The organism is Blastococcus aurantiacus (genome assembly GCF_900102425.1).
Taxonomy (GTDB): domain Bacteria; phylum Actinomycetota; class Actinomycetes; order Mycobacteriales; family Geodermatophilaceae; genus Blastococcus; species Blastococcus aurantiacus.
In genome coordinates this window covers 243,659-268,353 of sequence record NZ_FNBT01000003.1, presented here as the reverse complement: position 1 = coordinate 268,353, position 24,695 = coordinate 243,659, and the positions used below count along the sequence as shown (strand labels likewise).

30 protein-coding genes are annotated in these 24,695 nt (G+C 73.4%); 11 read left to right on the top strand and 19 right to left on the bottom strand.

All coding sequences use genetic code 11. The annotated features are described in order from the left end of the window. Nucleotides 1-382 precede the first annotated feature (382 nt). From BLS70_RS07920 to BLS70_RS07905, 4 genes are all read right to left on the bottom strand, one after another. A complete protein-coding gene (locus tag BLS70_RS07920) occupies nt 383-994 on the bottom strand; it encodes a DUF6318 family protein (protein WP_091765531.1) in 612 nt (203 codons plus the stop codon). A gap of 139 nt (nt 995-1,133) precedes the next feature. After that, nucleotides 1,134-2,123 carry a ribosome small subunit-dependent GTPase A gene (gene rsgA / locus BLS70_RS07915; protein WP_091765528.1) on the bottom strand — a complete coding sequence of 330 codons (990 nt, stop codon included), beginning with the start codon at nt 2,121-2,123 and terminating at the stop codon, nt 1,134-1,136. Between the two features lie 26 nt (nt 2,124-2,149). Further along, nucleotides 2,150-3,433 carry a 3-phosphoshikimate 1-carboxyvinyltransferase gene (gene aroA, locus BLS70_RS07910; protein ID WP_091765525.1) on the bottom strand — a complete coding sequence of 428 codons (1,284 nt, stop codon included), beginning with the start codon at nt 3,431-3,433 and terminating at the stop codon, nt 2,150-2,152. Between the two features lie 42 nt (nt 3,434-3,475). Then, nucleotides 3,476-4,927: an NAD-dependent succinate-semialdehyde dehydrogenase gene (locus BLS70_RS07905; protein WP_091765523.1), complete on the bottom strand. Its 1,452-nt coding sequence runs from the start codon at nt 4,925-4,927 to the stop codon at nt 3,476-3,478. A gap of 133 nt (nt 4,928-5,060) precedes the next feature. Here BLS70_RS07905 and BLS70_RS07900 point away from each other — a divergent pair, with 133 nt between their 5' ends. Next, nucleotides 5,061-5,807 carry an SOS response-associated peptidase gene (locus BLS70_RS07900; protein WP_091765520.1) on the top strand — a complete coding sequence of 249 codons (747 nt, stop codon included), beginning with the start codon at nt 5,061-5,063 and terminating at the stop codon, nt 5,805-5,807. A 1-nt stretch (nt 5,808) separates the two neighbouring features. After that, the gene (locus BLS70_RS07895) at nt 5,809-7,359 is read left to right on the top strand and encodes a fused MFS/spermidine synthase (protein ID WP_255362309.1); all 1,551 of its coding nucleotides are present in this window, start codon (nt 5,809-5,811) and stop codon (nt 7,357-7,359) included. Nucleotides 7,360-7,368: 9 nt separating this feature from the next. Here the strand turns inward: BLS70_RS07895 and ybaK are convergent, their stop codons facing one another. Then, entirely contained in the window at nt 7,369-7,842 is a 474-nt protein-coding gene (ybaK, locus tag BLS70_RS07890; RefSeq protein ID WP_091765517.1) for a Cys-tRNA(Pro) deacylase, read from the bottom strand. Between the two features lie 205 nt (nt 7,843-8,047). Between ybaK and BLS70_RS07885 the strand changes: the two genes are divergently transcribed. After that, the gene (locus tag BLS70_RS07885) at nt 8,048-8,740 is read left to right on the top strand and encodes a sigma-70 family RNA polymerase sigma factor (protein ID WP_091765514.1); all 693 of its coding nucleotides are present in this window, start codon (nt 8,048-8,050) and stop codon (nt 8,738-8,740) included. Then, complete coding sequence (rsrA, locus tag BLS70_RS07880) at nt 8,740-9,069, top strand: mycothiol system anti-sigma-R factor (RefSeq protein WP_091765511.1); 330 nt, start codon at nt 8,740-8,742, stop codon at nt 9,067-9,069. Before BLS70_RS07885 ends, rsrA begins: the two co-directional genes overlap by 1 nt. A gap of 68 nt (nt 9,070-9,137) precedes the next feature. Here the strand turns inward: rsrA and BLS70_RS21705 are convergent, their stop codons facing one another. After that, nucleotides 9,138-9,212, bottom strand: coding sequence for a 50S ribosomal protein bL37 (locus tag BLS70_RS21705; RefSeq protein WP_014742531.1), 75 nt, complete (start codon nt 9,210-9,212; stop codon nt 9,138-9,140). A 169-nt stretch (nt 9,213-9,381) separates the two neighbouring features. Here BLS70_RS21705 and BLS70_RS07875 point away from each other — a divergent pair, with 169 nt between their 5' ends. The 3 genes from BLS70_RS07875 to BLS70_RS07865 all read left to right on the top strand — a co-directional run bounded on the left by BLS70_RS07875 (nt 9,382) and on the right by BLS70_RS07865 (nt 11,754). Further along, a complete protein-coding gene (locus BLS70_RS07875; protein WP_091765508.1) occupies nt 9,382-10,431 on the top strand; it encodes a biotin carboxylase N-terminal domain-containing protein in 1,050 nt (349 codons plus the stop codon). Nucleotides 10,432-10,501: 70 nt separating this feature from the next. Next, the gene (locus BLS70_RS07870) at nt 10,502-10,726 is read left to right on the top strand and encodes a biotin/lipoyl-binding carrier protein (protein WP_218122324.1); all 225 of its coding nucleotides are present in this window, start codon (nt 10,502-10,504) and stop codon (nt 10,724-10,726) included. A 74-nt stretch (nt 10,727-10,800) separates the two neighbouring features. Next, nucleotides 10,801-11,754: a hypothetical protein gene (locus BLS70_RS07865; protein WP_091765503.1), complete on the top strand. Its 954-nt coding sequence runs from the start codon at nt 10,801-10,803 to the stop codon at nt 11,752-11,754. A gap of 7 nt (nt 11,755-11,761) precedes the next feature. Here BLS70_RS07865 and BLS70_RS07860 read toward each other — a convergent pair whose 3' ends face one another. Continuing rightward, the gene (locus tag BLS70_RS07860; protein ID WP_218122323.1) at nt 11,762-12,268 is read right to left on the bottom strand and encodes a GNAT family N-acetyltransferase; all 507 of its coding nucleotides are present in this window, start codon (nt 12,266-12,268) and stop codon (nt 11,762-11,764) included. Nucleotides 12,269-12,354: 86 nt separating this feature from the next. Here BLS70_RS07860 and BLS70_RS07855 point away from each other — a divergent pair, with 86 nt between their 5' ends. After that, a complete protein-coding gene (locus BLS70_RS07855; protein WP_091765500.1) occupies nt 12,355-13,836 on the top strand; it encodes a sensor histidine kinase in 1,482 nt (493 codons plus the stop codon). A gap of 97 nt (nt 13,837-13,933) precedes the next feature. Here BLS70_RS07855 and BLS70_RS07850 read toward each other — a convergent pair whose 3' ends face one another. Together BLS70_RS07850 and BLS70_RS07845 are read right to left on the bottom strand one after the other, a co-directional pair. Beyond that, nucleotides 13,934-14,185 (bottom strand): WhiB family transcriptional regulator, encoded by a 252-nt coding sequence (locus BLS70_RS07850; protein WP_091765497.1) that lies wholly within the window; start codon nt 14,183-14,185, stop codon nt 13,934-13,936. Between the two features lie 304 nt (nt 14,186-14,489). Further along, nucleotides 14,490-15,515, bottom strand: coding sequence for a diacylglycerol/lipid kinase family protein (locus BLS70_RS07845; RefSeq protein ID WP_091765493.1), 1,026 nt, complete (start codon nt 15,513-15,515; stop codon nt 14,490-14,492). A gap of 93 nt (nt 15,516-15,608) precedes the next feature. On the opposite strand from BLS70_RS07845, the gene BLS70_RS07840 reads away from it, so the two are divergent. After that, the gene (locus BLS70_RS07840) at nt 15,609-16,076 is read left to right on the top strand and encodes a hypothetical protein (RefSeq protein ID WP_091765490.1); all 468 of its coding nucleotides are present in this window, start codon (nt 15,609-15,611) and stop codon (nt 16,074-16,076) included. 10 nt (nt 16,077-16,086) lie between these two features. Here BLS70_RS07840 and BLS70_RS07835 read toward each other — a convergent pair whose 3' ends face one another. The 6 genes from BLS70_RS07835 to sodN form a co-directional block, all read right to left on the bottom strand. Continuing rightward, nucleotides 16,087-16,869, bottom strand: a complete 783-nt coding sequence (locus tag BLS70_RS07835) for an HAD-IIA family hydrolase (RefSeq protein ID WP_255362308.1) — start codon at nt 16,867-16,869, stop codon at nt 16,087-16,089. Between the two features lie 10 nt (nt 16,870-16,879). Next, nucleotides 16,880-17,356 (bottom strand): GNAT family N-acetyltransferase, encoded by a 477-nt coding sequence (locus tag BLS70_RS07830; protein ID WP_091765487.1) that lies wholly within the window; start codon nt 17,354-17,356, stop codon nt 16,880-16,882. 73 nt (nt 17,357-17,429) lie between these two features. Then, on the bottom strand, nt 17,430-18,227 hold the full coding sequence (gene pssA, locus BLS70_RS07825) for a CDP-diacylglycerol--serine O-phosphatidyltransferase (RefSeq protein ID WP_143030361.1): 798 nt from the start codon (nt 18,225-18,227) through the stop codon (nt 17,430-17,432). An 8-nt stretch (nt 18,228-18,235) separates the two neighbouring features. Next, nucleotides 18,236-18,913 (bottom strand): phosphatidylserine decarboxylase, encoded by a 678-nt coding sequence (locus BLS70_RS07820; RefSeq protein WP_091765484.1) that lies wholly within the window; start codon nt 18,911-18,913, stop codon nt 18,236-18,238. A gap of 31 nt (nt 18,914-18,944) precedes the next feature. Beyond that, nucleotides 18,945-20,210 carry a PP2C family protein-serine/threonine phosphatase gene (locus BLS70_RS07815; protein WP_091765481.1) on the bottom strand — a complete coding sequence of 422 codons (1,266 nt, stop codon included), beginning with the start codon at nt 20,208-20,210 and terminating at the stop codon, nt 18,945-18,947. A 141-nt stretch (nt 20,211-20,351) separates the two neighbouring features. After that, entirely contained in the window at nt 20,352-20,753 is a 402-nt protein-coding gene (gene sodN, locus BLS70_RS07810) for a superoxide dismutase, Ni (protein WP_091765479.1), read from the bottom strand. Between the two features lie 52 nt (nt 20,754-20,805). Here sodN and BLS70_RS07805 point away from each other — a divergent pair, with 52 nt between their 5' ends. Then, nucleotides 20,806-21,183 (top strand): S26 family signal peptidase, encoded by a 378-nt coding sequence (locus BLS70_RS07805; protein ID WP_091765476.1) that lies wholly within the window; start codon nt 20,806-20,808, stop codon nt 21,181-21,183. 1 nt (nt 21,184) lies between these two features. On the opposite strand, the gene BLS70_RS07800 is transcribed toward BLS70_RS07805, so the two are convergent. After that, nucleotides 21,185-21,787: a dTDP-4-dehydrorhamnose 3,5-epimerase family protein gene (locus tag BLS70_RS07800; RefSeq protein WP_091765473.1), complete on the bottom strand. Its 603-nt coding sequence runs from the start codon at nt 21,785-21,787 to the stop codon at nt 21,185-21,187. Between the two features lie 53 nt (nt 21,788-21,840). Here BLS70_RS07800 and BLS70_RS07795 point away from each other — a divergent pair, with 53 nt between their 5' ends. Next, nucleotides 21,841-23,037: an NAD(P)-dependent malic enzyme gene (locus BLS70_RS07795; protein WP_091765467.1), complete on the top strand. Its 1,197-nt coding sequence runs from the start codon at nt 21,841-21,843 to the stop codon at nt 23,035-23,037. 33 nt (nt 23,038-23,070) lie between these two features. On the opposite strand, the gene BLS70_RS07790 is transcribed toward BLS70_RS07795, so the two are convergent. The 3 genes from BLS70_RS07790 to BLS70_RS07780 form a co-directional block, all read right to left on the bottom strand. Beyond that, nucleotides 23,071-23,637, bottom strand: a complete 567-nt coding sequence (locus BLS70_RS07790) for an AAA family ATPase (protein ID WP_091765464.1) — start codon at nt 23,635-23,637, stop codon at nt 23,071-23,073. 100 nt (nt 23,638-23,737) lie between these two features. After that, nucleotides 23,738-24,451, bottom strand: coding sequence for a metal-dependent hydrolase (locus tag BLS70_RS07785; RefSeq protein ID WP_091765461.1), 714 nt, complete (start codon nt 24,449-24,451; stop codon nt 23,738-23,740). A 49-nt stretch (nt 24,452-24,500) separates the two neighbouring features. Then, nucleotides 24,501-24,686 carry a DUF6104 family protein gene (locus BLS70_RS07780; RefSeq protein ID WP_091765458.1) on the bottom strand — a complete coding sequence of 62 codons (186 nt, stop codon included), beginning with the start codon at nt 24,684-24,686 and terminating at the stop codon, nt 24,501-24,503. Nucleotides 24,687-24,695: the final 9 nt, after the last annotated feature.

Sequence of the window (24,695 nt, the reverse complement as noted above, 5' to 3'; positions counted from 1 at the left end):
ATCGTCCTGGTCGCGCCGCCCTCGCCTGAGAGCACGAGCCGGCGCTGTTCGGGAATCAGGTCCTCGACGACGCGGCCAGGCGGGGCAGGGCACTGGAAGAAGTCGCTGCCTCGGCACGCTCCGGTCTCGCGGTCATCGACGACGCAGGGATGCGACAGCTGATAGGTGAACGGGTGTTCCGCAGGCGCGGCATTCGAAGCGACCCATCCGCCGCTCGGCGTCTGCTCCAGATATGCGGCTGTGAAGGAGCCCACGCCTGGTTGGACGCTGGGACATTCCCCGCGTCGACACTCGTTGCTCGATACCGGTGCCGCCAATGAAGATGCAGGTGCGCCTAGTAATGAGGCGACGAGCGCGAAAAAAAGAGTCAGCCGGGTCATCCTCACCCGAGAGTCAGCTCCGTCAGCTGCCAAGAGCGCAGCGACGGGTCCCAGACGGTGATCGTCCCCGATGACAGGGCTTCTTCACCATCGAAATCAAGGCCCGGTACCGGAACACCCGTGCGATCCAGAACTGTCATGGGAGCTTGGTCCGCGATGAAGGCTGACTGCGCCTCGGCTGGCCCTGTCATGGTCACGGAAACCTCGCCCGCAACGGTGAGCTCGCCCCCGCGGTACGTATAACCCTGGGCGGCGTCGCTCTCCGTCTCGCGAGCAACGCGTTCGCAGACGTCGCAACCGTCCTCGGCGAATTGGCGCAGGTGTTGAGGGTCCATGTCCGTCAGTGACTTGTTGAGCAGCGCGAAGTAATAGCGAACGAAGGCCTCGGCGCCGGCGGCGTCCTGGGTGCGGGCCTCGTCCGGCATCGGCAGGTCCTGAGGACCGAGCGGCGGCAGGGCGTCCTCGCTGGGCTCCGCGCTGCTCGTCGTCGGCAGGCTCTCGTTGGCCTCCTGCTTCTCCGAGCACCCGGTCAGCGCGGCGGCTCCGGCCACGAGGCAGACCGACAGGCGCAGCGCCCACCGTCGAGTCACGTCGTCCCTCCGCGTGTTGATCACCGGTCGCCGGAGACTACGCAGGCCAGCAACCCGCATGCACCTCCGCTGTGGACAACCACCCGATCGCTCCACGGGCGAACCTCCGCGCTGGTGAGGTCCTGCAGCACCCCAGGAGCGCGGAACTTCACCTCAGCAGCGGTCAGTAGCCGGGGCCGACCTGGCCGACCGCACCCAGCAGCACACGGAGCGCGGCCAGCTGGTCCCGCCGCTCGGGAGGACCGGCGTCGGCCCACGCGTCCAGCGCGCAGTCCGGGTCCTCGGCGGTGTGCCCGCAGCCGGGCGGGCAGTCGGCGGCGACGTCCGCCATCTCGTCGAAGGAGGAGAGGACGTCGCCGGCAGTGACGTGCGCCAGCCCGAAGGACCGGATGCCAGGGGTATCGATGACCGTCCCGCCACCCGGCAGGTCGAACAGCACCGCCGACGACGACGTGTGCCGGCCCTTGCCGATCTTGCTGACGTCGCCGACGGCTCGTAGCGCGTCCGGGACGAGTCGGTTGACCAGCGTCGACTTGCCGACGCCCGACTGGCCGACGAAGACGCTCGTCCGGTCGCGGATGTGGCCCAGCAGCTCGTCGAGCGGCTGCTCGCGCGACATCGGCACCGCGTCCAGGCGCAGGCCGGCGTACCGGTCGAGCAACGGCTGCGCGGAGGCGAGGTCGGTCTTGGTGAGGCACAGCAGCGGCTCCAGCCCACCGGCGTAGGCGGCCACCAGGCACCGGTCGAGGAAGCCGAGCGCGGGGTCGGGGTCGGTCACCGAGGTGACGATCACGAGCAGGTCGGCGTTGGCGACGACGACCCGCTCCGTGGGGTCGGTGTCATCGGCCGTGCGGCGCAGCGACGTCGTCCGCTCCTGGATGGTCACGATGCGCGCCAGGCTGTCGGTGCGGCCGCTGGTGTCGCCGACCACCCGGACGCGGTCACCGACGACGACGCCGTGCTTGCCGAGCTCCCGTGCCCGCATCGTGGTGACGTCGACGGGGCCTTCGGCGCCCTCCACCCGCACGGTCATCCGGCCGCGGTCGACGGCGATGACCAGTCCGGGGACGGCGTCCTCGTGTGCGGGGCGGATGCGGGTGCGTGGGCGGGACCCCCGTCGGCCGGGACGGACGCGGACGTCGTCCTCGTCCATCCGCCGGGCGTCGCGCTGATGGGCGCTCAGCGGGTCGCTCCGACCGGATCGCCGAGCAGGCGGGCCCACCGCTCGCGGAAGTCGGGCAGGGTCTTGGTGACCGCCCCGGGGTCGGCCACCTCCACGCCGTCGATCGCCAACCCGAGGACGGCGGCGGCCATGACCATGCGGTGGTCGGCGTAGGAGTCCAGCAGCGCCGGCCGGCGGGGACCGGGCTCGACCTCCAGCCCGTCGGGGAGCTGCCGCACGCGGGCACCGACCGCGGTGAGCACCTCGTCGAGCGCCTGGAGTCGGTCGGTCTCGTGCCCGCGCATGTGTGCGATCCCGGTGAACCGCGACGGGCCGTCCGCCAGGGCGGCGAGAGCGGCCAGCACCGGCGCCAGCTCGCTGACCTCGCCGAGGTCCTCGACGAGCGGCGAGATCGAGCCCGTGCCGGTGACCTGCAGCCCTTCCGGGGTGCGCTCGACGTCCGCGCCCATCAGGCCGAGGAGCCGTTGCAGCTGCGCCCCGGGCTGGGTGGTGAGCTCGGGCCAGTCCGGCACGGTCACGCGCCCGCCGGTCACCAGTGCGGCGGCCAGGAAGGGGGCGGCGTTGGAGAGGTCGGGCTCCAGGACACGGTCGAGCGCGGCGATGGGACCGGGCGCCACCTGCCAGCCGCGGTCGGTCGCGGTCACCTGCACGCCGTGCTCGCGCAGGGTCGTGACGGTCATGTCGACGTGCGGCAGCGACGGGAGCCCGCCGGCGACGGTCAGGTCGATGCCCTCGTCGAACCGGGCGGCGGCCAGCAGCAGCCCGGAGACGATCTGCGAGGACTCGCTGGCGTCCACCTCGACGGCTCCGCCGCGGACCGCGCCGGTGCCGTGCACGGTGAACGGCGCCCGGCCGCGCCCACCGTCGTCGACCCGGACGCCCAGGCCGCGCAGGCCGTCGATCAGGCCGGCGTTAGGGCGGTCGTGCAGCCGCGGGTCGCCGTCCACGGTCACCGGGCCGTCGGCGAGGGCGGCCAACGGAGGCAGGAAGCGCAGCACCGTGCCGGCCAGCCCGGCGTCGACCGTGACCGGCCCGCGGAGCGCTCCGGGTGCGACCAGCCAGTCGCCGCCCTCGACGTCCTCGATGCCGACCCCGAGGGCGCGCAGCGCACCGGCCATGAGGTCGGTGTCGCGGGCCCGCAGGGGGCGCACCAGCCGGCTCGGGCCGTCGGACAGGGCGGCCAGCACCAGAGCCCGGGCGGTCAGCGACTTGGACCCCGGCAGGGGCGCGACGGCGTCGACCGGAGCAGGGTGGTGCGGCGCGGACCAGACGTCTCTCACGAGATCAGTCTGCCCGCCCGCACCGCACCACCGCGCACCTGCTCAGCCGGCCTGCGGCTTCTCGGCCTTCTTCACCGGGACGGTGCGGAGCAGCCGCCGGTTGGCGAACTCGAACATGGCCAGCTCGGACAGCTCGCGGCCGTAGCCCGACCGCTTGATGCCACCGAAGGGCAGCTCGGGGGAGGAACCGGTGGGCTGGTTGATCCACACCATGCCGGCCTCGAGCTGGTCGGCGACCTCGCGCGCACGGTCGAGGTCACTGCTCATGACCGTCGCGCCGAGCCCGAAGTCGCTGTCGTTGGCCAGGGCGACCGCCTCGGCGGCGTCCTTCACCTTGTAGACGACGGCGGCGGGGCCGAACAGCTCCTCGCGGAAGGCCCGCATGTCGGGGGTGACGTCGGTGAGGATGGTCGCCTCGACGAACGCTCCGGCGTGCTCGGGGCGCTTGCCGCCGGCGACGACCGTGGCGCCCTTGTCGATGGCGTCCTGGATCTGCGCCTGCAGGTCCGCGGCCGCCCGCTCGCTGGACAGCGGGGCCAGCGACGTCGCCGGGTCGGACGGGTCGCCGGGGGCGAAGGTGCCGAACGCCTGCTTGAGGCCCTGGACGAAGGGCTCGTAGACGTCCTCGGTCACGATCAGCCGCTTGGACGCGGTGCAGGCCTGGCCGGTGTTCTGCATGCGGCCCGCGGTGGCCGCCTTGACGGTGGCCTCCAAGTCCTCGGCGTCGAGCACGATGAACGGGTCGCTGCCACCCAGCTCCAGCACCGACTTCTTCAGGTACTTGCCGGCGAGTGCGGCGACCGAGGAGCCGGCCCGCTCGCTGCCGGTGACGGTGACGCCCTGGATGCGGGGGTCGGCGATGACCTGCTCGACGTCGGCGATGCGGAGGAAGGTGTTGGTGAAGACGCCCGCCGGGGCGCCGGCGTCGATGAAGAGCTGCTCGATGGCCTCGGCGCACTGCGGGTTGATCTCCGAGTGCTTGAGGATGACCGTGTTGCCCAGCACCAGGTTCGGGCCGACCACGCGGACCACCTGGTAGAAGGGGAAGTTCCACGGCTCGATGGCGAACAGGACGCCGACCGGCCGCGTCTCGACGACCGCCTCGCCGCCGCCCATCATGGGCTCGATCGAGGTCGGCTCGAGGAACTTCGGACCGTTGCCGGCGTAGTACTTCAGGATCATCGAGCAGAGGAAGAGCTCGCCGACGGCCTCGTCGCGGCGCTTGCCCATCTCCTTGGTGATGAGGGCGGCGTAGTCCATGATCCGCTCGTCCAGCAGCTCGGCGGCCTTCTGGACGACGGCCGCGCGCTCCTCGACCGAGCGGTCGCGCCACTCCTGGTAGGCGGCGTGGGCCCGGCCGATGATGCCGTCGATCTCGGACGTCTCGGTGAAGGGGTATTCCTTCTCCGTCTCGCCGGTGAAGGGGTTGACGGTCGCGTAGCGCCGCTCGGCGCTGTCGCTTGCGGTGGTGGGGGCGTTCTGCGTAGCGGTCACGCGGTGATCCTCGTCTCTCGTCGGCTGTCCGGCTAGGCCTACCCCACCGGTGGTCGGCTGTCACGGGCGGCCCGGTGTCATCAGGCGGACCTAGAGTGCGAACGGTCAGCCGAACACGTGCCAGGAGGCCCCCATGTGCGGTCGCTACGCCGCCAGCCGCAAGCCGGAGGATCTGGCGCTGGAGTTCGAGGCCGTGCCGGCCGGAGGTCAGCAGCCGGTGGCGGCCGACTACAACGTCGCCCCGACCAAGGACGTGCACGTCGTCCGCTGGAAGAAGGAACGCGACGCCGAGGGCGCGCTGACCGGCGGCGGCCACCGCGAGCTCCGCGCGGTGCGCTGGGGGCTCGTGCCCTCGTGGGCCAAGGACGTGTCCATCGGCAACCGGATGATCAACGCCCGGGTCGAGTCGCTGACCGACAAGCCGGCGTTCCGGACGGCGGCGCGCACCCGGCGCTGCCTGGTGCCGGCCGACGGCTGGTACGAGTGGGCCAAGCGCCTGGACAGCCCGACCAAGCAGCCGTACTTCATCACGCCGCAGGACGGGTCCGTGCTGGCGCTGGCCGGGCTGTGGGAGGTCTGGGGCCGCGGCGAGGACCGCCTCTACACGTGCACCGTCGTCACGTCCCCGGCCGTCGGCCCGCTGCAGGAGATCCACGACCGGATGCCGCTGGTCCTCCCGCGCGAGCGCTGGGCCGACTGGCTGGACCCCGGCCGGGAGGACGTCGAGCAGCTGACCGAGCCCACCCCGCCGGAGGTCGTGGAGGCCCTCGAACTGCGTCCGGTGAGCACCGCGGTGAACAACGTGGGCAACAACGGCCGGCAGCTGACCGAGCGGGCCGAGACGGTGGCGGAACCGGCCGACCAGCCGGCCCTCTTCTGACGTGGCCGGAGCAACCACGTCCGAACCGGCCGCCGACGCGGGCACCCCGGGTACCGCAGGCGCCCCGCTGCCCGGCTGGGTGGCCGCCGTCGTCACCTTCCTGAGCTCGGGCGCGGTCCTGGTGATGGAGATCGTCGGGCTGCGGCTGATCGCGCCCTACGTCGGCGTCACCCTGCAGACCAGCACGGCCGTCATCGGGTTCGCCCTGGCCGCCATCGCGCTCGGGGCGTGGACGGGCGGCGCCGTGGCCGACCGCGTCGACCCGCGGAGGCTCATCGCCCCGCTGATGGTCGCCGGGGGCGCGCTGGTCATCGCCATCCTTCCGCTCGTGCGCTTCACGGGTGACCTGGTGAGCGGTGCGGACGCGGGTGCGGTGCTGCTGCTGGCCGCGGTCGCCGTCGTGGTGCCCGCGGCGCTGCTCTCCGCCGTCCCTCCGATGGTGGTGAAGCTGCAGCTGTCGAACCTGGCCGAGACCGGCGCCGTCGTGGGAAAGCTCTCGGGCATCGGCACGCTCGGCGCGATCGCGGCAACCTTCGTCACCGGGTTCCTGCTGATCGCGGTCCTGCCCAGCAGCGTGATCCTGGTCGGCACCGGAGCGGTCACGGTTCTCGCCGGGCTCGCCCTCGGGGTGGTGCTGCAGCGCGGGTCCGGTGGCCGCCGGCGGGTGCCGGTCGCGCTGCTGCTGCTCGCGGTGGCCGGGTCGCTGCTCGCCGCCGTCGCCCCCACGCCGTGCGAGGAGGAGACCGCCTACCACTGCGCCCGGGTCGCGGCCGACCCCGAGCGGGAGTCCGGGCGGGTGCTGATGCTGGACACCCTCCGGCACTCCTACGTCGACCTGGACGACCCCACGCACCTCGAGTTCGAGTACGTGCGGGCGATCGCCTCGGTCGCGGACGCCGCCTTCCCCGCCGACGAGCCGATCTCCGCCCTCCACGTCGGCGGCGGTGGCCTGACGCTGCCCCGCTACCTGGCCGAGGTGCGCCCGGGGACGGTGAGCCGGGTGGTCGAGGTCGATCCCGGGGTGGTGGACATCGACCGCGAACAGCTGGGACTCGAAACCTCCGGCGTCCTGCGCGTCGACGTGGCCGACGGTCGCGTGGGGCTGGCGGAGGAACCGGCGGGGGAGCGGGACCTCGTGGTCGGCGATGCCTTCGGCGGCCTCTCGGTGCCGTGGCAGCTGACCACCCGCGAGGCTCTCCGGCTGGTGGACCGGGCGCTGGCCGACGACGGCGTCTACGCGGTGAACCTCATCGACAACCCGCCCCTGGAGTTCGTGCGGGCGGAGCTCGCCACGCTGCGCGACGTGTTCGACCACGTGGTCCTGCTCGCCCGGGTGCCGGTGCTCACCGGAGAGGACGGCGGCAACGTCATCGCGGTCGCCTCGCGGCAGCCGCTGGACACCGACGCGATCGCCGCCGCCATGACCGGCAAGGACCTCGCCTGGCGGGTGGCCGAGGGCCCCGACCTGGACGCCTTCGTGGGCGACGCCGAGGTCCTGACCGACGACCACGCCCCGGTCGATCAGCTGCTCACCCCGTACGGCCGACCCTGATCGGGCTGCTCAGCGGCCGATCGGGGCGGTGCGGGCGCGGGTCAGCCGGACGAGGTCGGCAGGCGACAGCTCCACCTGGAGGCCGCGTCGCCCGGCGCTCACCAGCACGGTCGGGAAGTCCGAGGCCGTGGAGTCGACGACCGTCGGCAATGACTTCCGCTGTCCGAGCGGGCTGATCCCGCCGCGCACGTAGCCGGTCGCGCGCTCGGCGTCGGCAGGGTCGGCCATCGCGGCCTTGCGTCCCCCGACCGCCGCGGCGAGGGCCTTGAGGTCCAGCGTCGTCGCCACGGGGACGACGGCCACGGTGAGGGCGCCGTCGACCACGGTGACCAGCGTCTTGAACAGCTGCCGGGCGTCGACGCCCAGGGCCGCCACGGCCGCCTCGCCGTAGCCGGCCTCGGCCGGGTGCCCGGCGTCGTAGGGGTGCAGCGTGTGGGCCACCTTCGCCTGCTCCAGGGTCCGCACCGCCGGGGTCGCCGCCACGGCGCGCGACTGTAGCGACCTCCACACCGGGACCACGAAGGGAATGCGGCAGGACGGCGCCGCCGTTGGACGGGCCGTGAGCAGCACCGTCTCCAGCACCCGCCCGCGGGTCGCGCCCCGGCGGCCGCCCGGCCGTCCGGATGCCGCGCGACTAGGATCGATCGATGTGGTGCCCCGCGTCAGGGGCACGCAGAGAGGACGGTCGGTGCCCGAAGAGCCCACGATCGACGACCCCGTTCAGACGCCCGCTGGAGCCCCGGTCGAGGTTCCCGAGGCGCGCGAGGGCGGCAGCCGCACGGAGGTCGCCGAGACCCGTGCCGAGCGGGACGCCCGGTTCGAGCGGGACGCCCTGCCCTTCCTCGACCAGCTGTACCCGGCGGCGCTGCGGATGACCCGCAACCCGGCCGATGCCGAGGACCTGGTCCAGGAGACGTTCGTGAAGGCCTACTCGGCCTTCCACCAGTTCGCCGAGGGCACGAACCTCAAGGCGTGGCTGTACCGGATCCTGACCAACACCTACATCAACAGCTACCGCAAGAAGCAGCGGCAGCCGCAGCAGTACCCCACCGAGGAGATCCAGGACTGGCAGCTCTACGCCGCGGAGGAGCACAGCTCCAGCGGCCTGCGCTCCGCCGAGATCGAGGCGCTGGACCACCTGCCGGACTCCGACATCAAGGAGGCCCTGCAGCAGCTGCCCGAGGACTTCCGGCTGGCCGTCTACCTGGCCGACGTCGAGGGCTTCGCCTACAAGGAGATCGCCGAGATCATGGGGACCCCCATCGGCACGGTGATGTCCCGGCTGCACCGCGGACGCCGCGGACTCCAGAAGCTGCTGGCCGACTACGCCCGCGAGCGCGGTTTCGTCCGCGCCGGAGCCGGTGAGGAGGCGAGCTCCTGATGGCCGACGACGCCCCTCAGGTTGACGAGCCGATCGAGATCAACTCCTGCGACGACGTCCTGACCCACGTGTTCGAGTTCCTCGACCACGAGACGAGCGACGCCCGCCGGGGCGTGATCGCCGAGCACCTCGAGGACTGCTCCTCGTGCCTGCGCGAGTTCGGCATCGAGCAGGAGTTCAAGGCCCTGGTCCGGCGCCGGTGCGGCGGGGACGTGCCGCCGCCCTCCCTGCGCGAGCGGATCAAGATGCAGCTGACCAGCGTCTCCTTCGAGGAGGACGGCACGCAGGTCACTGTCGAGCGGATCACGGTCGAGCGCTCGGGCGACTAGCCCGGACGGCGAAGGCCCCGTTCCCGCAGCAGCGGGGACGGGGCCTTCGTGCGCACTGGAGCCGAGGCTCAGGCGTTGGGGCGCTTGCCGTGGTTGGCGCCGCTCTTCTTGCGAGCGCGACGCTTGCGTCCACGCTTGGACATCGCTGCCCTCCTCTCTCTGCCGGTGGGCCGCCGTGACCCGGTGGTTCGCGGACCCGGACGACGGCGCACGTATCGTGCGCGGCGACGCCTGACCCGCCAAGCTGACAGCTGCCAGCCTCTCACGGGGCAGCGGCGGGCATGCGCCGGGCGGGGGAACGCAGGAGGAGCCGTGGCACAGGTGGGGATCGAGAGCGTGCTCGTGGCGGGGCGCGGGCCCGCTGCGTGCGGCGTCATCGCCTCGTGCGCGCGGCTGGACGTGAAGTCGGTGGCCGTGCACTCCGAGGCCGAGCGCTCGGCGCGGCACGTGCGCATGGCCGACGAGGCCGTCCTGCTCGGCCCGGCCCCGGCCGCCGAGTCCTACCTCGCCGTCGACCGCATCGTCGAGGCCGCGCGCCGCAGCGGCGTCTCCGCCGTGCTGCCGGTGCCCCCGGCCCTGGCCGGCAACGCGAAGCTGGCCGCAGCGGTCCGCGATGCCGGCCTGCTGTGGGTCGGCCCCGACCCGGACGTGCTGGAGCGGCTCGGCGGCGACGGCGTGGAGCCGGCCAGCGAGCGCGGGCTGCTGGCCTGGGTGACCGGAGAGGGCCTGCAGTTCCCCACCCCCGTCCTGCGCGACCGCGCTGCCGGCATCGCGCGGGTCTCGTGGACCCCGGACGCGGACGCGCCACTGCCCGCGGCCGCTCACCGCCTCGCCGAGGTCGGCTGGCGGGGTCTGGTCACGGTCGGCATCGCACCCGACGGCGAGCTGGCCGAGGTGGCCGCCGGGTTCTCGCTGGACATCGCCGTTCTCGAGCGGGCTCACGGCGTCGACGCCGTCGAGCTGGCCCTGCGGAGCGCAGCGCCTCCCCGCGGCGACGTCCCGGCGCCTTCCTCGGCGCCCTGGCGGCCTGCGGTGGCCGTGCAGCTGCGCGCCACCCTGCCGCCGGGTGAGGCGGGGCGGATCACCGGGCGGCTGCCCGGGACCGGGCGTCCCGACCCGAAGCCACAGCCGGACGTCGACCTGGTCGCCGTCGGCGGGTACGAGCCCGGCGACCGGCTGGACGGCTGGTACGACGCGCTGCTGGCCACGGTCAGCGCCGGAGCCCCGGACACGGCGTCGGCTGCGCGCGCCGCGAGCGAGGCGCTGTCGGGGCTCCCGGAGGTCGGCGTGCCGCACGACGGCCAGGAGGTCTGCGGCGTCCTGCAGCGGCTCGCCGCCGGCCAGGTCGTGCCGGGGGCCTGAGCCGGTCGGCCGTGCCAGGATGTCGTCGGGCCCACCGCAACGGTGGGCCGCCCACGTGCGAGGAGGTCCGGTGGCGGTCGAGGAGATCCACGCCGAGATGGTCTCCAGCGTGTGGAAGGTCCTGGTGAGCCCCGGGGCCCAGGTCGCGGCCGGTGACACGCTGGTCATCCTCGAGTCGATGAAGATGGAGATCCCCGTCCTCACCGAGCTCTCCGGGACCGTGCAGGCGATGCACGTCGTCGAGGGCGAGGTCCTCCAGGAGGGCGACCTCATCGCGACCGTCGCCACCGGCTGATCTTTCGTCGGCGTGCAGCGCCGGCCCGTGCTCGATGCGTCCTACCGGGTGGAGACGGCTGACGGGAGCGGAACGTGACGGTCGAGCAGGTGCGGATCGCGCACGGGCACGGGCGGGTGCGGCGCGCCGTCGCCCTGCTGGCGTGCCTGGCGGGCATGTCGACGACGGCCTGCGCAGCCGCCGAGGGCTCACCCGGAGCGGCGCCCGAGGAGTGCATCGACACCTCGGAGGCGACGCGGAACAGCGTCGAGGGGACGCCGGTGTGGGCGAGGTTCTGTCCAGGACCCGAGAGGTACACCGAACCGGCCGAGGTGCCGTCCGAGGCGCTGACCACGCACCTGGACCTGCTCGCCCACCTCGAGGAGCGGGACGGCGAGGAGCTTCGAGCGGGGTGGCCGTGCAGTGAGTTGTCGGGGGGCCGCAGCTACGAGGTCCAGATCGGCTACGCCGACGGCCGCGTCGCGACGATCGTCGGGCGCACCGATCCCCCGTGCACCGGGAAGCTCTCGAACGGCACGGGGGTCGGCGGGCCCGACGAGCTCGGCGTGTACGGCGTGCTGATGACGGCATTCGGGCGCCAGTACGCCGACGCGTTCGAGAACTCCCCGAGCGACGAACCGCTCGTCTGCCCGGAGGACCCGGGCGACCCCGACAGCGTGTCCGTCGACGGCGCGTCGGCCTCGCTGACCACCGGCTACGTCCTGGGCGTGCGCAGTCCGATGGTCCTGCCGCTGACGGCGGTGCGCGGGATCGTCTGCACCTGGCCGTGGGGGGCCGAGGAGCCAGGGATCCGGGAGCTCACCGCCCAGGAAGCCGAGCGCGTCCGGATCGGGCTGCACGCGATCTACGGCGGCATGGTCGACTGCCAGGAGAGCCCCGACCCCACCCACACCGCCGTCGTCGAGGACCGGACCGGCACCCGCCGCGCGGTCACCGTCCTCGACTCGAACTGCTCGACCGTCGTCCGCAGCGACCGCGACGGGTTCGGGCAGGGGTACGGCCTCGGCTTCCCCTGGCTGCGCCGGTGAAGCCCGGTCAGAGGTCCAGGGCGTAGACCAGCAGGTCGACGCCGGGGACGGGTGACCAGTCGCGCTCGGGGAGCCGGGTGAAGCCGAGCCGCTCGTACAGCCGGTGCGCCGCGGTCATCGCCGTGCTCGTGGACAGCACCATGCGCCGCTTGCCGGCCGCCCGCGCACGCCGCAGGCACTCGGTCATCAGGAGCGCCCCGATGCCCCGCCCCTGCGCCGACGGGTCGACGACCAGCATGCGCACCGCGGCCTCGTCCTCGGACTCGGTGACCTCCCCGAAGTCGCCGTCGAGGACCAGTGCCACGCTGCCGATCAGCCGGTCGGCCTCGTCGCGGACGACGAGCAGCTCGGCCAGCTCTGCCCTGCGCGCCACGTCGGCCAGCTCGACGCCGTAGTCGGGGCCGGCCAGCCCGCCGCCCACGTAGACCGACACGGTCAGCTCGGCGATGGCGGCGTGGTCCTCGGCCGTGGCGTGCTCGATGCGGACAGCGGGCAGGGCAGGGACGTCGACCACGCGACGAGCCTAGAAGGACCCCGTCACCCTCCACCCTCGCAGGCTCGGGCCGATCCTCGGGACGGGGCCATAGGCTCGGTCGCACCATGAACAGCCTCTCCGAGCGCCTGACCCGTGGATCGGCCTCCAGCCCCGCGCAGATCGACCACTGCCGCCGCCTGGTCGCCGACTGGCAGCTGCTGGCCGACCTCTCCTTCGCCGACCTGACCCTGTGGGTGCCGCTGGCCGAAGGGTCGTGGTGGTGCGTCGCCCAGGTGCGGCCGCTCACCGCACCGACCAGCCGCCCCGAGGACATGGTCGGCGTCGAGGTCGCGGGGGAGGACGCCCATCCCTTCCGGATCGCCTACCGAGAGGGCCGGCCGGTGACCGAGGGGGCGCCGGACTGGTCCGGACCCGCACCCCGCCGGCTCGAGGTGATCCCGGTCCGTCACGACGGCGTCGTGGTCGCGGTGCTGGCCCGCGACACCAACCTGGCCGTGACCCGCGCTCCCTCCACCCTGGAGCTGACCTACCTGGACATCGCCGCGGATCTCTGCCTCATGGTGTCGGCGGGGACCTTCCCGCCGGAGAAGCTCCAGGACGCCGAGATGAGCCCGCGGGTGGGCGACGGGCTGCTGCGGCTGGACGGACGGGGCAGGGCCGTCTACGCCAGCCCGAACGCGCTGTCGGCCTACCGCCGCATCGGCGTCGCCGGTGACGTCGTCGGCCGGGACCTGGCCGAGGTGACCCGGGCAGCGGCCCGGGAGCGGGTCGCCGGGGAGGAGGTGGCCGCCGGCATCACCGCCGCCGTGGCCGGGCGCTTCCCCGACCCCATGGACGTCGAGGCGGCCGCCGCGACGATGCTCGTGCGCGCCCTGCCGCTCCAGCCGCCCGGCGCCGAGGCGGGAGCGCTGGTGCTGGTCCGCGACGTGACCGACGTCCGCCGCCGCGACCGGGCGTTGCTGAGCAAGGACGCGACGATCCGCGAGATCCACCACCGGGTGAAGAACAACCTGCAGACCGTCGCCGCGCTGCTGCGGCTGCAGGCACGGCGCATGACCGAGCCGGCCGCGCGGGCGGCGCTGGAGGAGTCGGTGCGCCGCGTCGCCTCGATCGCCGTGGTGCACGAGACGCTGGCGGGCAGCCGGGAGGACGTCGTCGACGTCGACCAGGTGCTCGACCAGGTGATGCCCATGCTGGGCGACCTCACCTCTATCGGGCCGGCCGCGCGCACGCGGCGCACCGGCTCGTTCGGGGAGCTGCCCGCGGCCACCGCGACGCCACTCGTCCTCGCCGTGACGGAGCTGCTGCACAACGCGGCGGAGCACGCCTTCCCCGAGGGCGAGCCCGGGGTCATCGAGCTGGTCGCCGAGCGGACCGGTGACGACCTCGTGGTGCGGGTGCGCGACGACGGACGTGGACTGCCCGAGGAGTTCGATCCGGCGGCCGGCCAGGGGCTGGGCCTGCAGATCGTGCGGACGCTCGTGGTGAGCGAGCTGGGCGGCAGCCTGGCGATGGGGGTGCCGCCGGGGGAACGGGGGACCGAGGTCGTGCTCACGCTCCCCGGCGCGGGTCTGCCGCGCCGTTAGCGGAAGCAGGTGGACGAACGCCGAGGCCGGTCCGGGAGGATCCCGGACCGGCCTCGTGGCGATCGCCGAGCCGTCCAGCGGCCCGTGGTGCTCCAGGTCAGGCGGTGCGGACCCGGGTACGGGCCTGACGGCGCTTGAGGGCCCGTCGCTCGTCCTCGGACAGGCCGCCCCACACACCGGAGTCCTGGCCGGAGCTCAGGGCCCAGTCCAGGCACGACTGCACGACGGGGCAGCGCTGGCACACGGCCTTGGCCTGCTCGATCTGGACGACTGCAGGGCCGGCCGTCCCGATCGGGAAGAACAGCTCGGGGTCTTCGTCCCGGCAGAGCGCGCGGTGGCGCCAGTCCATGGCTGTGTTCTCCTCGGTGTCGTCAATGGGTGCTACATCAGTCGCTGAACCCGGTCCGGCCAGGGGCCGGACCGACGCGGCCGGACCGACACCGGAGGTACCAGCGCCTTGACGGCAGCGACTGCCTGCCTTGTTACCGGCAGGTTGCGTTCTGGATGCGATGCTTTCACGAGACCGTCGCCTGTCAAGCGAAACCAGCCCGGCGCCGACCCCCGCGTGAGCAAGCTCACCACGCCCGTGATAGGCCCGCCACTCGGCAGGGCGAGCCCCCTTGCGCGAGCCGCCGATACCTGGCTGAGGGAGCTCAGGAGACGACGCGCAGGGCGTGCGGGACCGAGCGCAGCCGCAGGCCCGTCGCGGTGCCCAGGTGGTCGCCGTCCACCTGCCAGCCCTGCGGGCGGACGGCGCTGAGCGACAGCTCCTCCAGGTCGTGCCGGCGGTGCAGACCGCGGCCCCGGAACCGGGGCGACGCCGACAGCGCCTGGCGCAGCGTCCGCAGCATGCCGACCGGGTGGGTGCGGCCCAGGGCGAAGACGTCGAGGGCGGCGTCGAAGGACGCCTCGGGCGACGGGTTGACCGGCCGGGCCCCCAGGTAGGTCCACGGGCTGACGTTCGACACCAGGCAGAGGAACAGGTCCCGGACGTCGGGCTCCCCGGGGACGTGCAGCGTCATCGCCGGACGGCGCCGCTCGCGGCCGGTGAGGAAGGCGCTGGTGGCCTCCCGCACGTACAGGGCCCCGGTGGACCGCCGCCCGCGGGCCCGCTGCGCCTCGACCCGCGCGATGACCTCGGCGTCGAAGCCGAGCCCGGCGGCGAACACGAACCAGCGGGGCGGGGTCCACTCCGGCTCCGAGGCGGCCGCGTCGGCGGCGGCGTTGCGGGCGGCGGCGGCCGGGTCGCGTTCGGTCAGCGGCGCGGTGCTGGTGCCCGTGGCGCTGGCCGTGCCCAGCGACACCGTCCTGGTCCGCCCCGCCCGGATGGACCCCAGGATCTCGGCGGTGGCCTCGACCGGATCGCGGGAGCGCCCCAGCGCACGGGAGAAGACGTTGGTCGAGCCGCCCGGCACCACGGCCAGCGTGGGGAGGTGCGGGCCGGGGCCGCGCTCGAGCAGCCCGTTGACCACCTCGTTGACGGTGCCGTCCCCGCCGAGGGTGACCACGAGGTCCAGGCCGTCAGCAGCGGCACGGGCGCCGAGCTCCCGGCCGTGGCCGCGGTGCTCGGTCTCGGCGACGTCGACCTTGAGCTCGCTGGCCAGCGCGCCGACGAGCACGTCGCGCATCTTGGCCGTGGTGCTGGTCGCCGCCGGGTTGACCACCACGAGCGCACGCATGAACTCCAGGCTAACGGCGCGCCCGCGCGGGTCGTGGGAGGTGCAGCCGGCGACGACGCAGCCTCGGGCAGGGCGCCGCGTAATCTCGCCGTCGTGCCCGAGCAGACGCCGCAGCCTCGCCGGCTGGCCGATCGCCTCTTCGGCGCGGTCACCCCGGCACCGGAGGCCCGGCCGCAGCAGCCGCGTCCCGAGGCGCCGCGGTCGGTCCGGCAGGCCGCCGTCGTCGTCGCCGGGGAGGCAGCGGTCTTCGTCGTCCTCGCCGTCCTGCTGCTGTGGCTGACCCTCACCGGCGATCCGGAGAGCGTGCCGCGGGCGCTGGCGGAGGTTGTCCTGGTGGGTCTGGTGGCGGCGCTGCTGGGCGCGGCGGCGGCGGGGCTGCGCCGTCTCGCGGGCTGGGCCAGGGGGCCGGTGATCGCGCTGCAGATCCTGTTCGCCGCCTCGGGGCTCGTCGCCTTCCAGGCCGGCCGTCCGGAGATCGGGGTGCCCGCCCTGGCCCTGGCCGCAGCCGCCGTCTACCTGCTCATGACGCCCGAGGCCCGGCTGGCCTACCTCGATCGGTGACGCCGGGCCGTCAGACGAGGTCGATGACGTCGGCGATCGAGTCGAGGATCCGGCCGGGGCGGAAGGGGAAACGGGCGACGTCGGACGCCGCGGTGGAGCCCGAGAGCACGAGGATCGTGTCCAGCCCGGCCTCGATGCCGGCGACGACGTCGGTGTCCATGCGGTCGCCGATCATGATCGTGGACTCCGAGTGCGCCTCGATCCGGTTCATCGCGCTGCGGAACATCATCGGGTTGGGCTTGCCCACGAAGTAGGGCTCGGCGCCGGTCGCGCGGGTGATCATCGCCGCGACCGATCCGGTGGCCGGCAGCGGGCCCTCCGGCGAGGGGCCGGTCACGTCCGGGTTGGTGGCGATGAAGCGGGCACCGCGGCCCACGAGACGGATGGCTCGGGTGATCGCCTCGAAGGAGTAGGTGCGCGTCTCGCCGAGCACGACGTAGTCCGGGTCGGTGTCGGTCATGACGTACCCGACCTCGTGCAGCGCGGTGGTCAGGCCCGCCTCGCCGATCACGTAGGCGGAGCCACCCGGCAGCTGGGTGTGCAGGAAATCCGCGGTGGCCAGCGCGGAGGTCCAGAGGGACTCCTCCGGCACGTGCAGCCCGGTGCGCGCCAGGCGGGCGGCGAGGTCGCGGGGGGTGAAGATCGAGTTGTTGGTGAGGACGAGGAAGCGGCGGCCGCGGTCGACCAGCCGTTCGAGGAACTCGGCTGCCCCCGGCAGCGCCTTCTCCTCGTGGACGAGGACGCCGTCCATGTCGGTCAGCCAGCACTCCGCGGGAAGGCGCTCGGTGGTCACGGGCGCCACGCTAGTGCCCGGCGAAGCCGGTCAGCGCCTCGTCGGTGAGCCGGAAGACGGTCCACTCGTCCATGGGGACGGCGCCGGCGGCCCGGTAGAAGTCGATCGACGGGGTGTTCCAGTCGAGCACCGACCACTCCAGGCGCGAGTAGCCCCGCTCCACGCAGACTGCGGCCAGCGTGCGCAGCAGCTCCCGCCCCAGACCGCGTCCCCGGTGCCCCGGCTGGACGTAGAGGTCCTCGAGGTAGATGCCGTGGGTACCCCGCCAGGTGGAGAAGTTCAGGAACCACAGGGCGACGCCGACGACCGTCCCGTCGTCGTCCCGGGCGACGTGGCCGAACAGGGCGGGGGAGTCGCCGAACAGGGACGCGCGCAGCTGCTCCTCGGTGAGGTGCACCTCGGACAGGGCCCGCTCGTAGTCGGCCAGCTCGCGCACCAGCCCCACGACGGCCGGGATGTCGTCGGGGCGGATCGGCCGCACGCTCACGTGCCCTCCTCGCCGGCGCTCGTCGTTCCCGTGCGCGCCGCTGCACTGTCCTCGCGTGGCCTCGCGAGCTCGGTCACGAGAGCGCCTCCTTCACCGAGGCCGGCACGAACCGGGCCAGCGGGGTCAGTACCGGCACGAGGACCGGTGCGAACAGGTAGCCGTAGGCCAGCACGATCGCGGTGACGACCGGCGCCACCGCGAGGGCGACGACGAGCACCGCGGCCACCGCCACCGGGCCGTAGGGCTTGCCGCTGCGCGGGCTGACCAGCGAGCGGAACGAGCGGTAGCGGACGTTGCTCACCATCAGCAGCGCCGGAACCGCCATGACCAGCAGCACCCACAGCCGGTCCCGGCCCTGCATCTGGTCGTCGAAGGCGAACACCGAGGCCAGCACCACGGCGGCCGCGCCGGGGCTGGGCAGGCCGGTGAAGTACCGCTTGTCGGCGGTCGGGTCGATGGTGACGTTGAAGCGGGCGAGCCGGATGGCGGCGCACGCGACCCAGAGGAAGCAGACGACCCAGGCCAGCACGTCCCACTTCTCCCGGCCCTCGGAGAACAGCGTGAAGGCGATGAGCGAGGGGGCGAGCCCGAAGGACACGAGGTCGGCTAGCGAGTCGAACTGGAGCCCGAAGGGGGTGACGGCGCCGACCTTGCGGGCCACCGCGCCGTCGACGATGTCGAAGAGCACCGACAGCCCGATGAGGACCGCCGCCAGCTCGTGCTCGCCGCGGATGGACACCAGGATCGCGCCGAAGCCGCATCCCATGTTGGCGAGGGTGAAGAGGCTGGGCAGGGTCGCCAGGGCGCGTCGTCGGGAGCCGCGGACGGACCCGCGGACGAACTCGACGGTGGCCGTGCGCCGGGTCGGCACCGCGGACCTCAGCGGGTCGCGGGCCAGCGGGCGATGACGGTCTCGCCGCCCCGCACGCGCTGTCCCTTCGTCACGGTGAGCTCGCACGCGGGCGGCACGAAGACGTCCATCCGCGAGCCGAACTTCATCAGACCCATCCGTTCGCCGGTCTCGAGGTGCCGGCCGACGGCGGTGCGGGTCACGATGCGGCGGGCCAGCACGCCGACGATCTGCCGGAAGACGACGGTGCGGGTGGCGGGGCCCTCGGAGTCCCTGAGCCACAGCTCGCTGCGCTCGTTGCGGTGGGCGGACTCGCGGCGGTAGGCGGCCAGGAAGCTGCCCTTGCGGTAGGAGCTCTCGACGACCTCGCCGCGGTAGGGCGACCGGTTGACGTGCACGTCGACGACGGACAGGAACACGCTCACCTGCTGCCAGTCGCCGTCGGGCGCGACGCCCTCCTGCGGCTCCCCGGCGACCATCACGACGCCGTCAGCGGGGGAGAGCACCTCGTCCGGCCCCGCCGGGGTCCGGTCGCAGCGCCGGTCCGGGTCGCGGAAGAAGAGCGCCATGTAGGCCGAGAGCGCCAGGAAGGGCCAGGCCGCCCGGCCGAGGCCGTGACGCCCGGTGGCCCGGCCGGCGCCGGCCAGGACGGCGGCGGGGAGCAGGGGTCCGGTGAGGAAAGGCCACCCGGCCCGATCGATGCGCATCGTGGCTGAACCGTACCGGCCGGGTGCCGGGTCAGTCCGGGCGCGCGGAGGTGCCCACGCCCGAGGCGCGCTCCGGGTCGGCGCCGTACTGGGTGCTGCGTTCCCGCTGCGGGCCGCCGTACCAGTCAAGGCAGACCATCGTGGCATCGTCCTTCAGGTCGTTGTCCGTGGCGCGGAGGACCGCGGCGCCCAGCTCGTGGACCACCTCGCGCGGGTGCAGGGCGGCGCTGTCGGCGAGCGCCGCGGCGACGTCGAGAGTCGCGGCGTTGCGCTCGAGCATGCCGTCGGTCAGGAACACGATCCGGTCCCCGGGCTCGAGCGGGAACGACTGCACCTCGAACGTCTTGCCCGGGAGGACGCCGAACGGCGGCTCGACGCGCAGTCCCACCTCCTCCACCCGCCCGTCGCGCAGGCGCAGCGGCAGGGTGTGACCGGCGTTGATGACCTGGGCGAGCCCGGTGGTGAGGTCGACGGTGAGCAGCTGCCCGGTGACGAACTGGCCGGGCTCGGAGTTCTCGGCCAGCGCGTCGTTGGCCTCCGCGGCCTGCTCCGCAAGGTCCAGTCCCCGGCGGCGGCTGTTGCGGAGACTACCGACCAGGAGCGTGGCCAGCAGCGCGGCCTCCACCTGGTGACCCACGGCATCCGTGATCGAGATCTGCAGGCGGTTGCGGTCGAGGGAGTAGTCGAAGGTGTCCCCGCCGACCGAGCCGGCGGGCTCGAGCCAGCCGGCGAGGGTGAACTGGCCTGCCTCGCAGTTGTAGGAGGCCGGCAGCAGGCGGCGCTGGATCTCCGCGGCGAGGGAGAAGGGCAGCGAGCGCTGCCCCCACTCGAAGACGTCGGTGTGCCGCCGCGCGGCGATGACCACGTAGGCCAGGGCGTGCGCTGCGCTGCCGATCTCGTCGACCTCCGCGGCGCTGGGACGCCGGGGGAGCGTCAGCTCCAGGAGACCGATGGCGTCGCCGCGGTCGGTGACCGGGACGATGACCCGGGCGCCCCCATCGGCGCTTTCGACGTCGGGGCGCTGGGTGCGCAGTACTTGCTCGTAGGGCGTGTCGGCGAGGGGCAGCGTCTCGGCCTGGTCGGCACCGTGCCGGCGGGCGCCGGAGACGGGCTCGGAGGAGGTGAGCCGGACGACCGAGCGGCCGCTGAAGTCGGCGATCAGAAAAGTGACCAGCCGGGCGCCGACCATCGCGCCGAGCTCCGCGGCGATGACCTCGACGGCCTCGATGGGGGCTGCGTCCTCCACCTTTTGGAGCAGCGCGCCGACGTCGATCACGTGATCCTCCGAGCCGCGCATGGGCAGACCCTAGGCGCACGCGCGACTGCGGCGAGGGAGCGCGACAGACGACTGCCGGGCCACCCCAGAGGGGTCGGGCCCGGCAGCTGCCTCGTCGCCTACGAGTTTACCTCGTACGCAACCGGATGACGGAGGCCGGCCTCAGGCGGCCTTGGTCTCCCAGAAGATCTTGTCGATCTCGGCGATGTAGTCGAGCAGCTTCTGGCCCTCGGCGGGGTCCATGCTGCCCTTGCCGCCGGCGGCGCCGGCCTGCTTGGTGGCCTTGTTGATCAGCTCGTGCAGCTCCGGGTACTTCTCGAAGTGCGGGGGCTTGAAGTAGTCGGTCCACAGCACCCACAGGTGGTGCTTGACCAGGTCGGCGCGCTGCTCCTTGATGAGCACGCAGCGCATCTTGAAGACCTCGTCGTCGCTGGCCTGGTACTTCTCCTGGATGGCCTTGACGGACTCGGCCTCGATGCGGGCCTGGGCGGGGTCGTACACGCCGCAGGGGAGGTCGCAGTGCGCGGTGGCCTCCACGGCGGAGAACAGGCGGGTGAGACGCATGGAGATGCCTCCGGTTGTCGTGGAATGACGTTCGTCTGCGACCCTACCCGCGGTGAGCAACGGGGACAGTGCGGGTGACCAGGGAGTTCCTCCGCTGGGCAGCGCCTGGGCGCTGGCCCGGGTGACCGGCCCCTCGATGTCGCCGACCGTGGCGTCCGGCGACCGGTTGCTGGTGCGCCGGGTCCGCGACGCCGGTGCCGTCGGAGCGGGCGACGTCGTGCTCGCGCGCTTCTCCGCCCGGCCGGAGCTGCTCGTCGTGAAGCGGGTGCGCCGCGCCGTGGAGGGCGGTCACTGGGTGCAGGGCGACAACCCGTTCGTCACCGACGACAGCCGGGCGTTCGGTCCGGCCGTCGTCGTGGGGCGCGTGGTGGCCCGGCTGTGGCCGCGGCCGGGGTTGCTGCCGCCCGCGCCCGACGTCCTCGCCGGGTGAGTCAGCGGCCGCGCAGCTCGGAGTACCGGGCGGTGCTCTCGGCGTAGGTCGGCAGCAGGCCCTGCGCCTGCGCCTCGGCGAGCGTGGGGGCCGCCTGGTCCTTCGCTGACAGCTCGAACTCCAGGTCGGCCGGCCAGGGCAGGTCCAGCGCCGGGTCGAGCGGGTGGACACCGAACTCGCGCGCCGGGTCGTAGCCGCTGGAGACGAGGTAGGTCAGGGAGCTGCCGTCGGCCAGCGACACGAAGCCGTGGCCCAGACCCTCGGCGAGGTACACGGCCCGCGGCTGCTCGCTGTCGAGGACGACGGAGTCGTGCACGCCGAAGGTGGGCGACCCGACCCGCACGTCGATGACGACGTCGAGCACCCGCCCGGCGGGGCAGTAGACGTACTTGGCCTGACCGGGCGGGACCAGGGCGAAGTGGATGCCGCGCAGCACACCGCGGGCCGAGACGCTGTGGTTGGCCTGGGCGAGGGGAAGGCTGTGTCCCACTGCCTGGGACAGCAGGTCTGCTCGGTACCACTCGGTGAAACGGCCACGCGTGTCGCCGTGCGGTACCAGGTCGAAGGCGTAGCTGTCGGGCACGGCCAGTTCGCGGATCTCCACGGGGGCACGGTAGCGGCAGCAGCCCCCGCCACCCCGGTTACGCTCCTGCATCCATGAGCGGCTTTCGGCGTGCGGGGAACGACGACCAGACCGACCGCTTCGCCGACGACCCGGCGTTCGCGGTGCACGAGGGCGGCAAGCTCAGGGTGGTCCCGACCCGGACGATCGAGTCGATCGCAGACCTCTCCCTGACCTACACGCCGGGCGTCGCGCGGGTCAGCAGCGCCATCGCGGCCCAGCCGGCGCTGGCGCGCCGGTTCACCTGGGCCCCGCGGGTGGTCGCCGTCGTCTCCGACGGCACCGCCGTGCTCGGCCTGGGCGACATCGGGCCGGCCGCAGCCCTGCCGGTCATGGAGGGCAAGGCCTGCCTGTTCTCCGACTTCGCCGGTCTCGACGCGGTGCCCATCGTGCTGGCGACGACCGACGTCGACGAGATCGTGGACACCGTCGCGGCGATCGCGCCGTCGTTCGGCGGCATCAACCTGGAGGACATCAGCGCCCCGCGCTGCTTCGAGATCGAGGACCGGCTGCGCGAGCGGCTGTCCATCCCGGTCATGCACGACGACCAGCACGGGACGGCGATCGTCGTGCTCGCCGCGCTGCGCAACGCGGCGCGGGTGACCGGCCGGACGCTCGGTGACCTCCGCGTGGTCGTCTCCGGTGCCGGGGCGGCCGGGGTGGCCTGCACGAAGATCCTGCTCGAGGCGGGCGTGGGGGAGCTGGCGGTGGCGGACTCGCGGGGTCTCCTGCACGCCGGCCGCGGCGACCTGACGGCGAGCAAGCAGTGGCTGGTCGACAACACCAACCGCGCCGGTCACGCCGGGACGATGGCCGACGCGCTCGCCGGAGCCGACGTCTACCTCGGGCTGTCGGGCGGAACCGTGCCGGAGTCGGCCATCGCCGCCATGGCCGAGGACTCCATCGTCTTCTCGCTGGCCAACCCGATCCCCGAGGTGGACCCGCAGATGGCGGCCCGCCACGCCGCCGTCGTCGCCACCGGGCGCAGCGACCTGCCCAACCAGATCAACAACGTGCTCGCCTTCCCGGGGGTGTTCCGGGGCGCCATCGACGCCGGTGCCACGAGCATCACCGAGGAGATGAAGCTGGCCGCCGCCGAGGCGATCGCGGGCGTCGTCGGGGACGACCTGCGGCCGGACTACATCGTGCCCAGCCCGCTGGACCGCCGGGTGGCCGCGGCCGTCGCCGACGCGGTCGCCGCCTGCGCCCGGGAGCAGCACGTCACCGTCTGAGGGGACGCCGACGCCGGCCGGGTGCCGTCCGGCTCAGGACGCCGACTCGAGGGCCGCGACCAGGGCCCGGTAGGAGTCCTCGATCTCGCCGGCCCGGGTGGGCACCGAGATCGCCCGCGGCCGCTGGGCGCGCACGGCCTCGATGCGGTCCACCATCGCGGCCAGGCCCGCGGGTCCGCCGATGTCGCGGACTGTCTCGGCGTGGTGCTCCACGGCCGCCTCGTCACGTGCCCGAGCCTCGAAGCGCTCCAGGGCGGCGGCCCGATCGTCGGTCAGGTACACCTCGAGGAAGCGCCCGCCCGCTGCCTCTGCCGCCGCGGCGAGGGCGTCGAGGAAGTCGGCCCGAGCCACGTACTGCGGGACGATCACGTCGTGCCCGGCCGCGAGGTGCGTCCCGATCATGGCGAGAGCCATCCTGCGGGCCAGCTGTCCCGCGGACTCCAGATTCGTCTCCCACTGGCCCAGGCCCCGGCGCAGCGTGTCGATGTCGAGTGCCAGCGCCAGCGGAGGATCGCGCACGTACCGCCGGGCCAGGGTCGTCTTGCCGATCCCCGGGGGACCGTTGAGCAGCACGAGTCGCGGTCGCGCCCCGGCGGTCACCGGTCCGACGCTAGCCGCCGTCGGTCCGCGGCGTTCAGACCGAGCCGCCGCCGCCCGTCCCGATCAGCAGGTCCATCGCGTTGCTCCTGGACGTCCGGAGTCAGCCGGCACTGACGAACCGGTCGACGATCGGGTCGAAGGCGTCCCGGATGTCGGTGTTGACCCAGATGAAGCCGACGGTCGCGACCATGAACAGCGGCACCAGGACCGCCTTCTCGATCACCGTGCCGGTGCGCATGGGGGAGAAGGCGAGCCGGGTCCGCCGGAGCAGCCAGAGCACGGGCAGCGGGATCCCGGCCGTGGTGAGGGCGTCACCGGCGATGTGGGTGAGCACCCCGAGCGCCACCGCCCAGGGCAGCCAGGTCGGTTGCGGACTGTGGTCCAGCAGCCACCAGGCACCCGCCCACGACAGCGCGATGTTCCCGACGATGGTCGTCTCGGTGGTGCCCGGGATGACGAAGTGCAGCGCGTGCAGCGCCAGCCCGATGGCCAGCGCCATGAGCAGCAGGCTCGACCAGTAGGTGTCCGCCGCCAGGATGGCCAGCCCACCGAGCGCCAGCGGCGCGAGGACGGCGTCGTGGGTGCCCCAGCGGTGGCCACCGGTGAGCTTGCCGACGAGCCCGGACGGGACGTCGGTCACCGGCCCCCACATGTCCGAGACCGTCGATCCGCGGTGGTCGAGGTCGGGCAGCATGGCGAAGCCGCCGGCGGCCGCGATCCACGACATCTGCGCGACGGTGCCGTGGAGCGGGGCCCATGGCAGGGTCGCCGCCCCCGCCGCCAGACCGGAGAGCGCATGCGAGTGACCGAGCATGCACCCAGCGTGCGCCCTGGTCAGCGGTCCGCGGCGGAGGCGCTCCGGTTCAGTCGTCCTCGACGTCGTCGGTGCCGCCACGGGCCAGCCAGGTGGCCAACCGCTCGACCGGCACCTCGAAGTCGGGGTTCTGGTCCACGAAGGCCTGGAGCTGGTCGGCCAGCCAGGCGAGGGTCACCTGCTCCTCGCCCCGCCGTGCCGCCAGCTCCTCCAGCCCCCGGTCGGTGAAGTACACGGTGCCGTC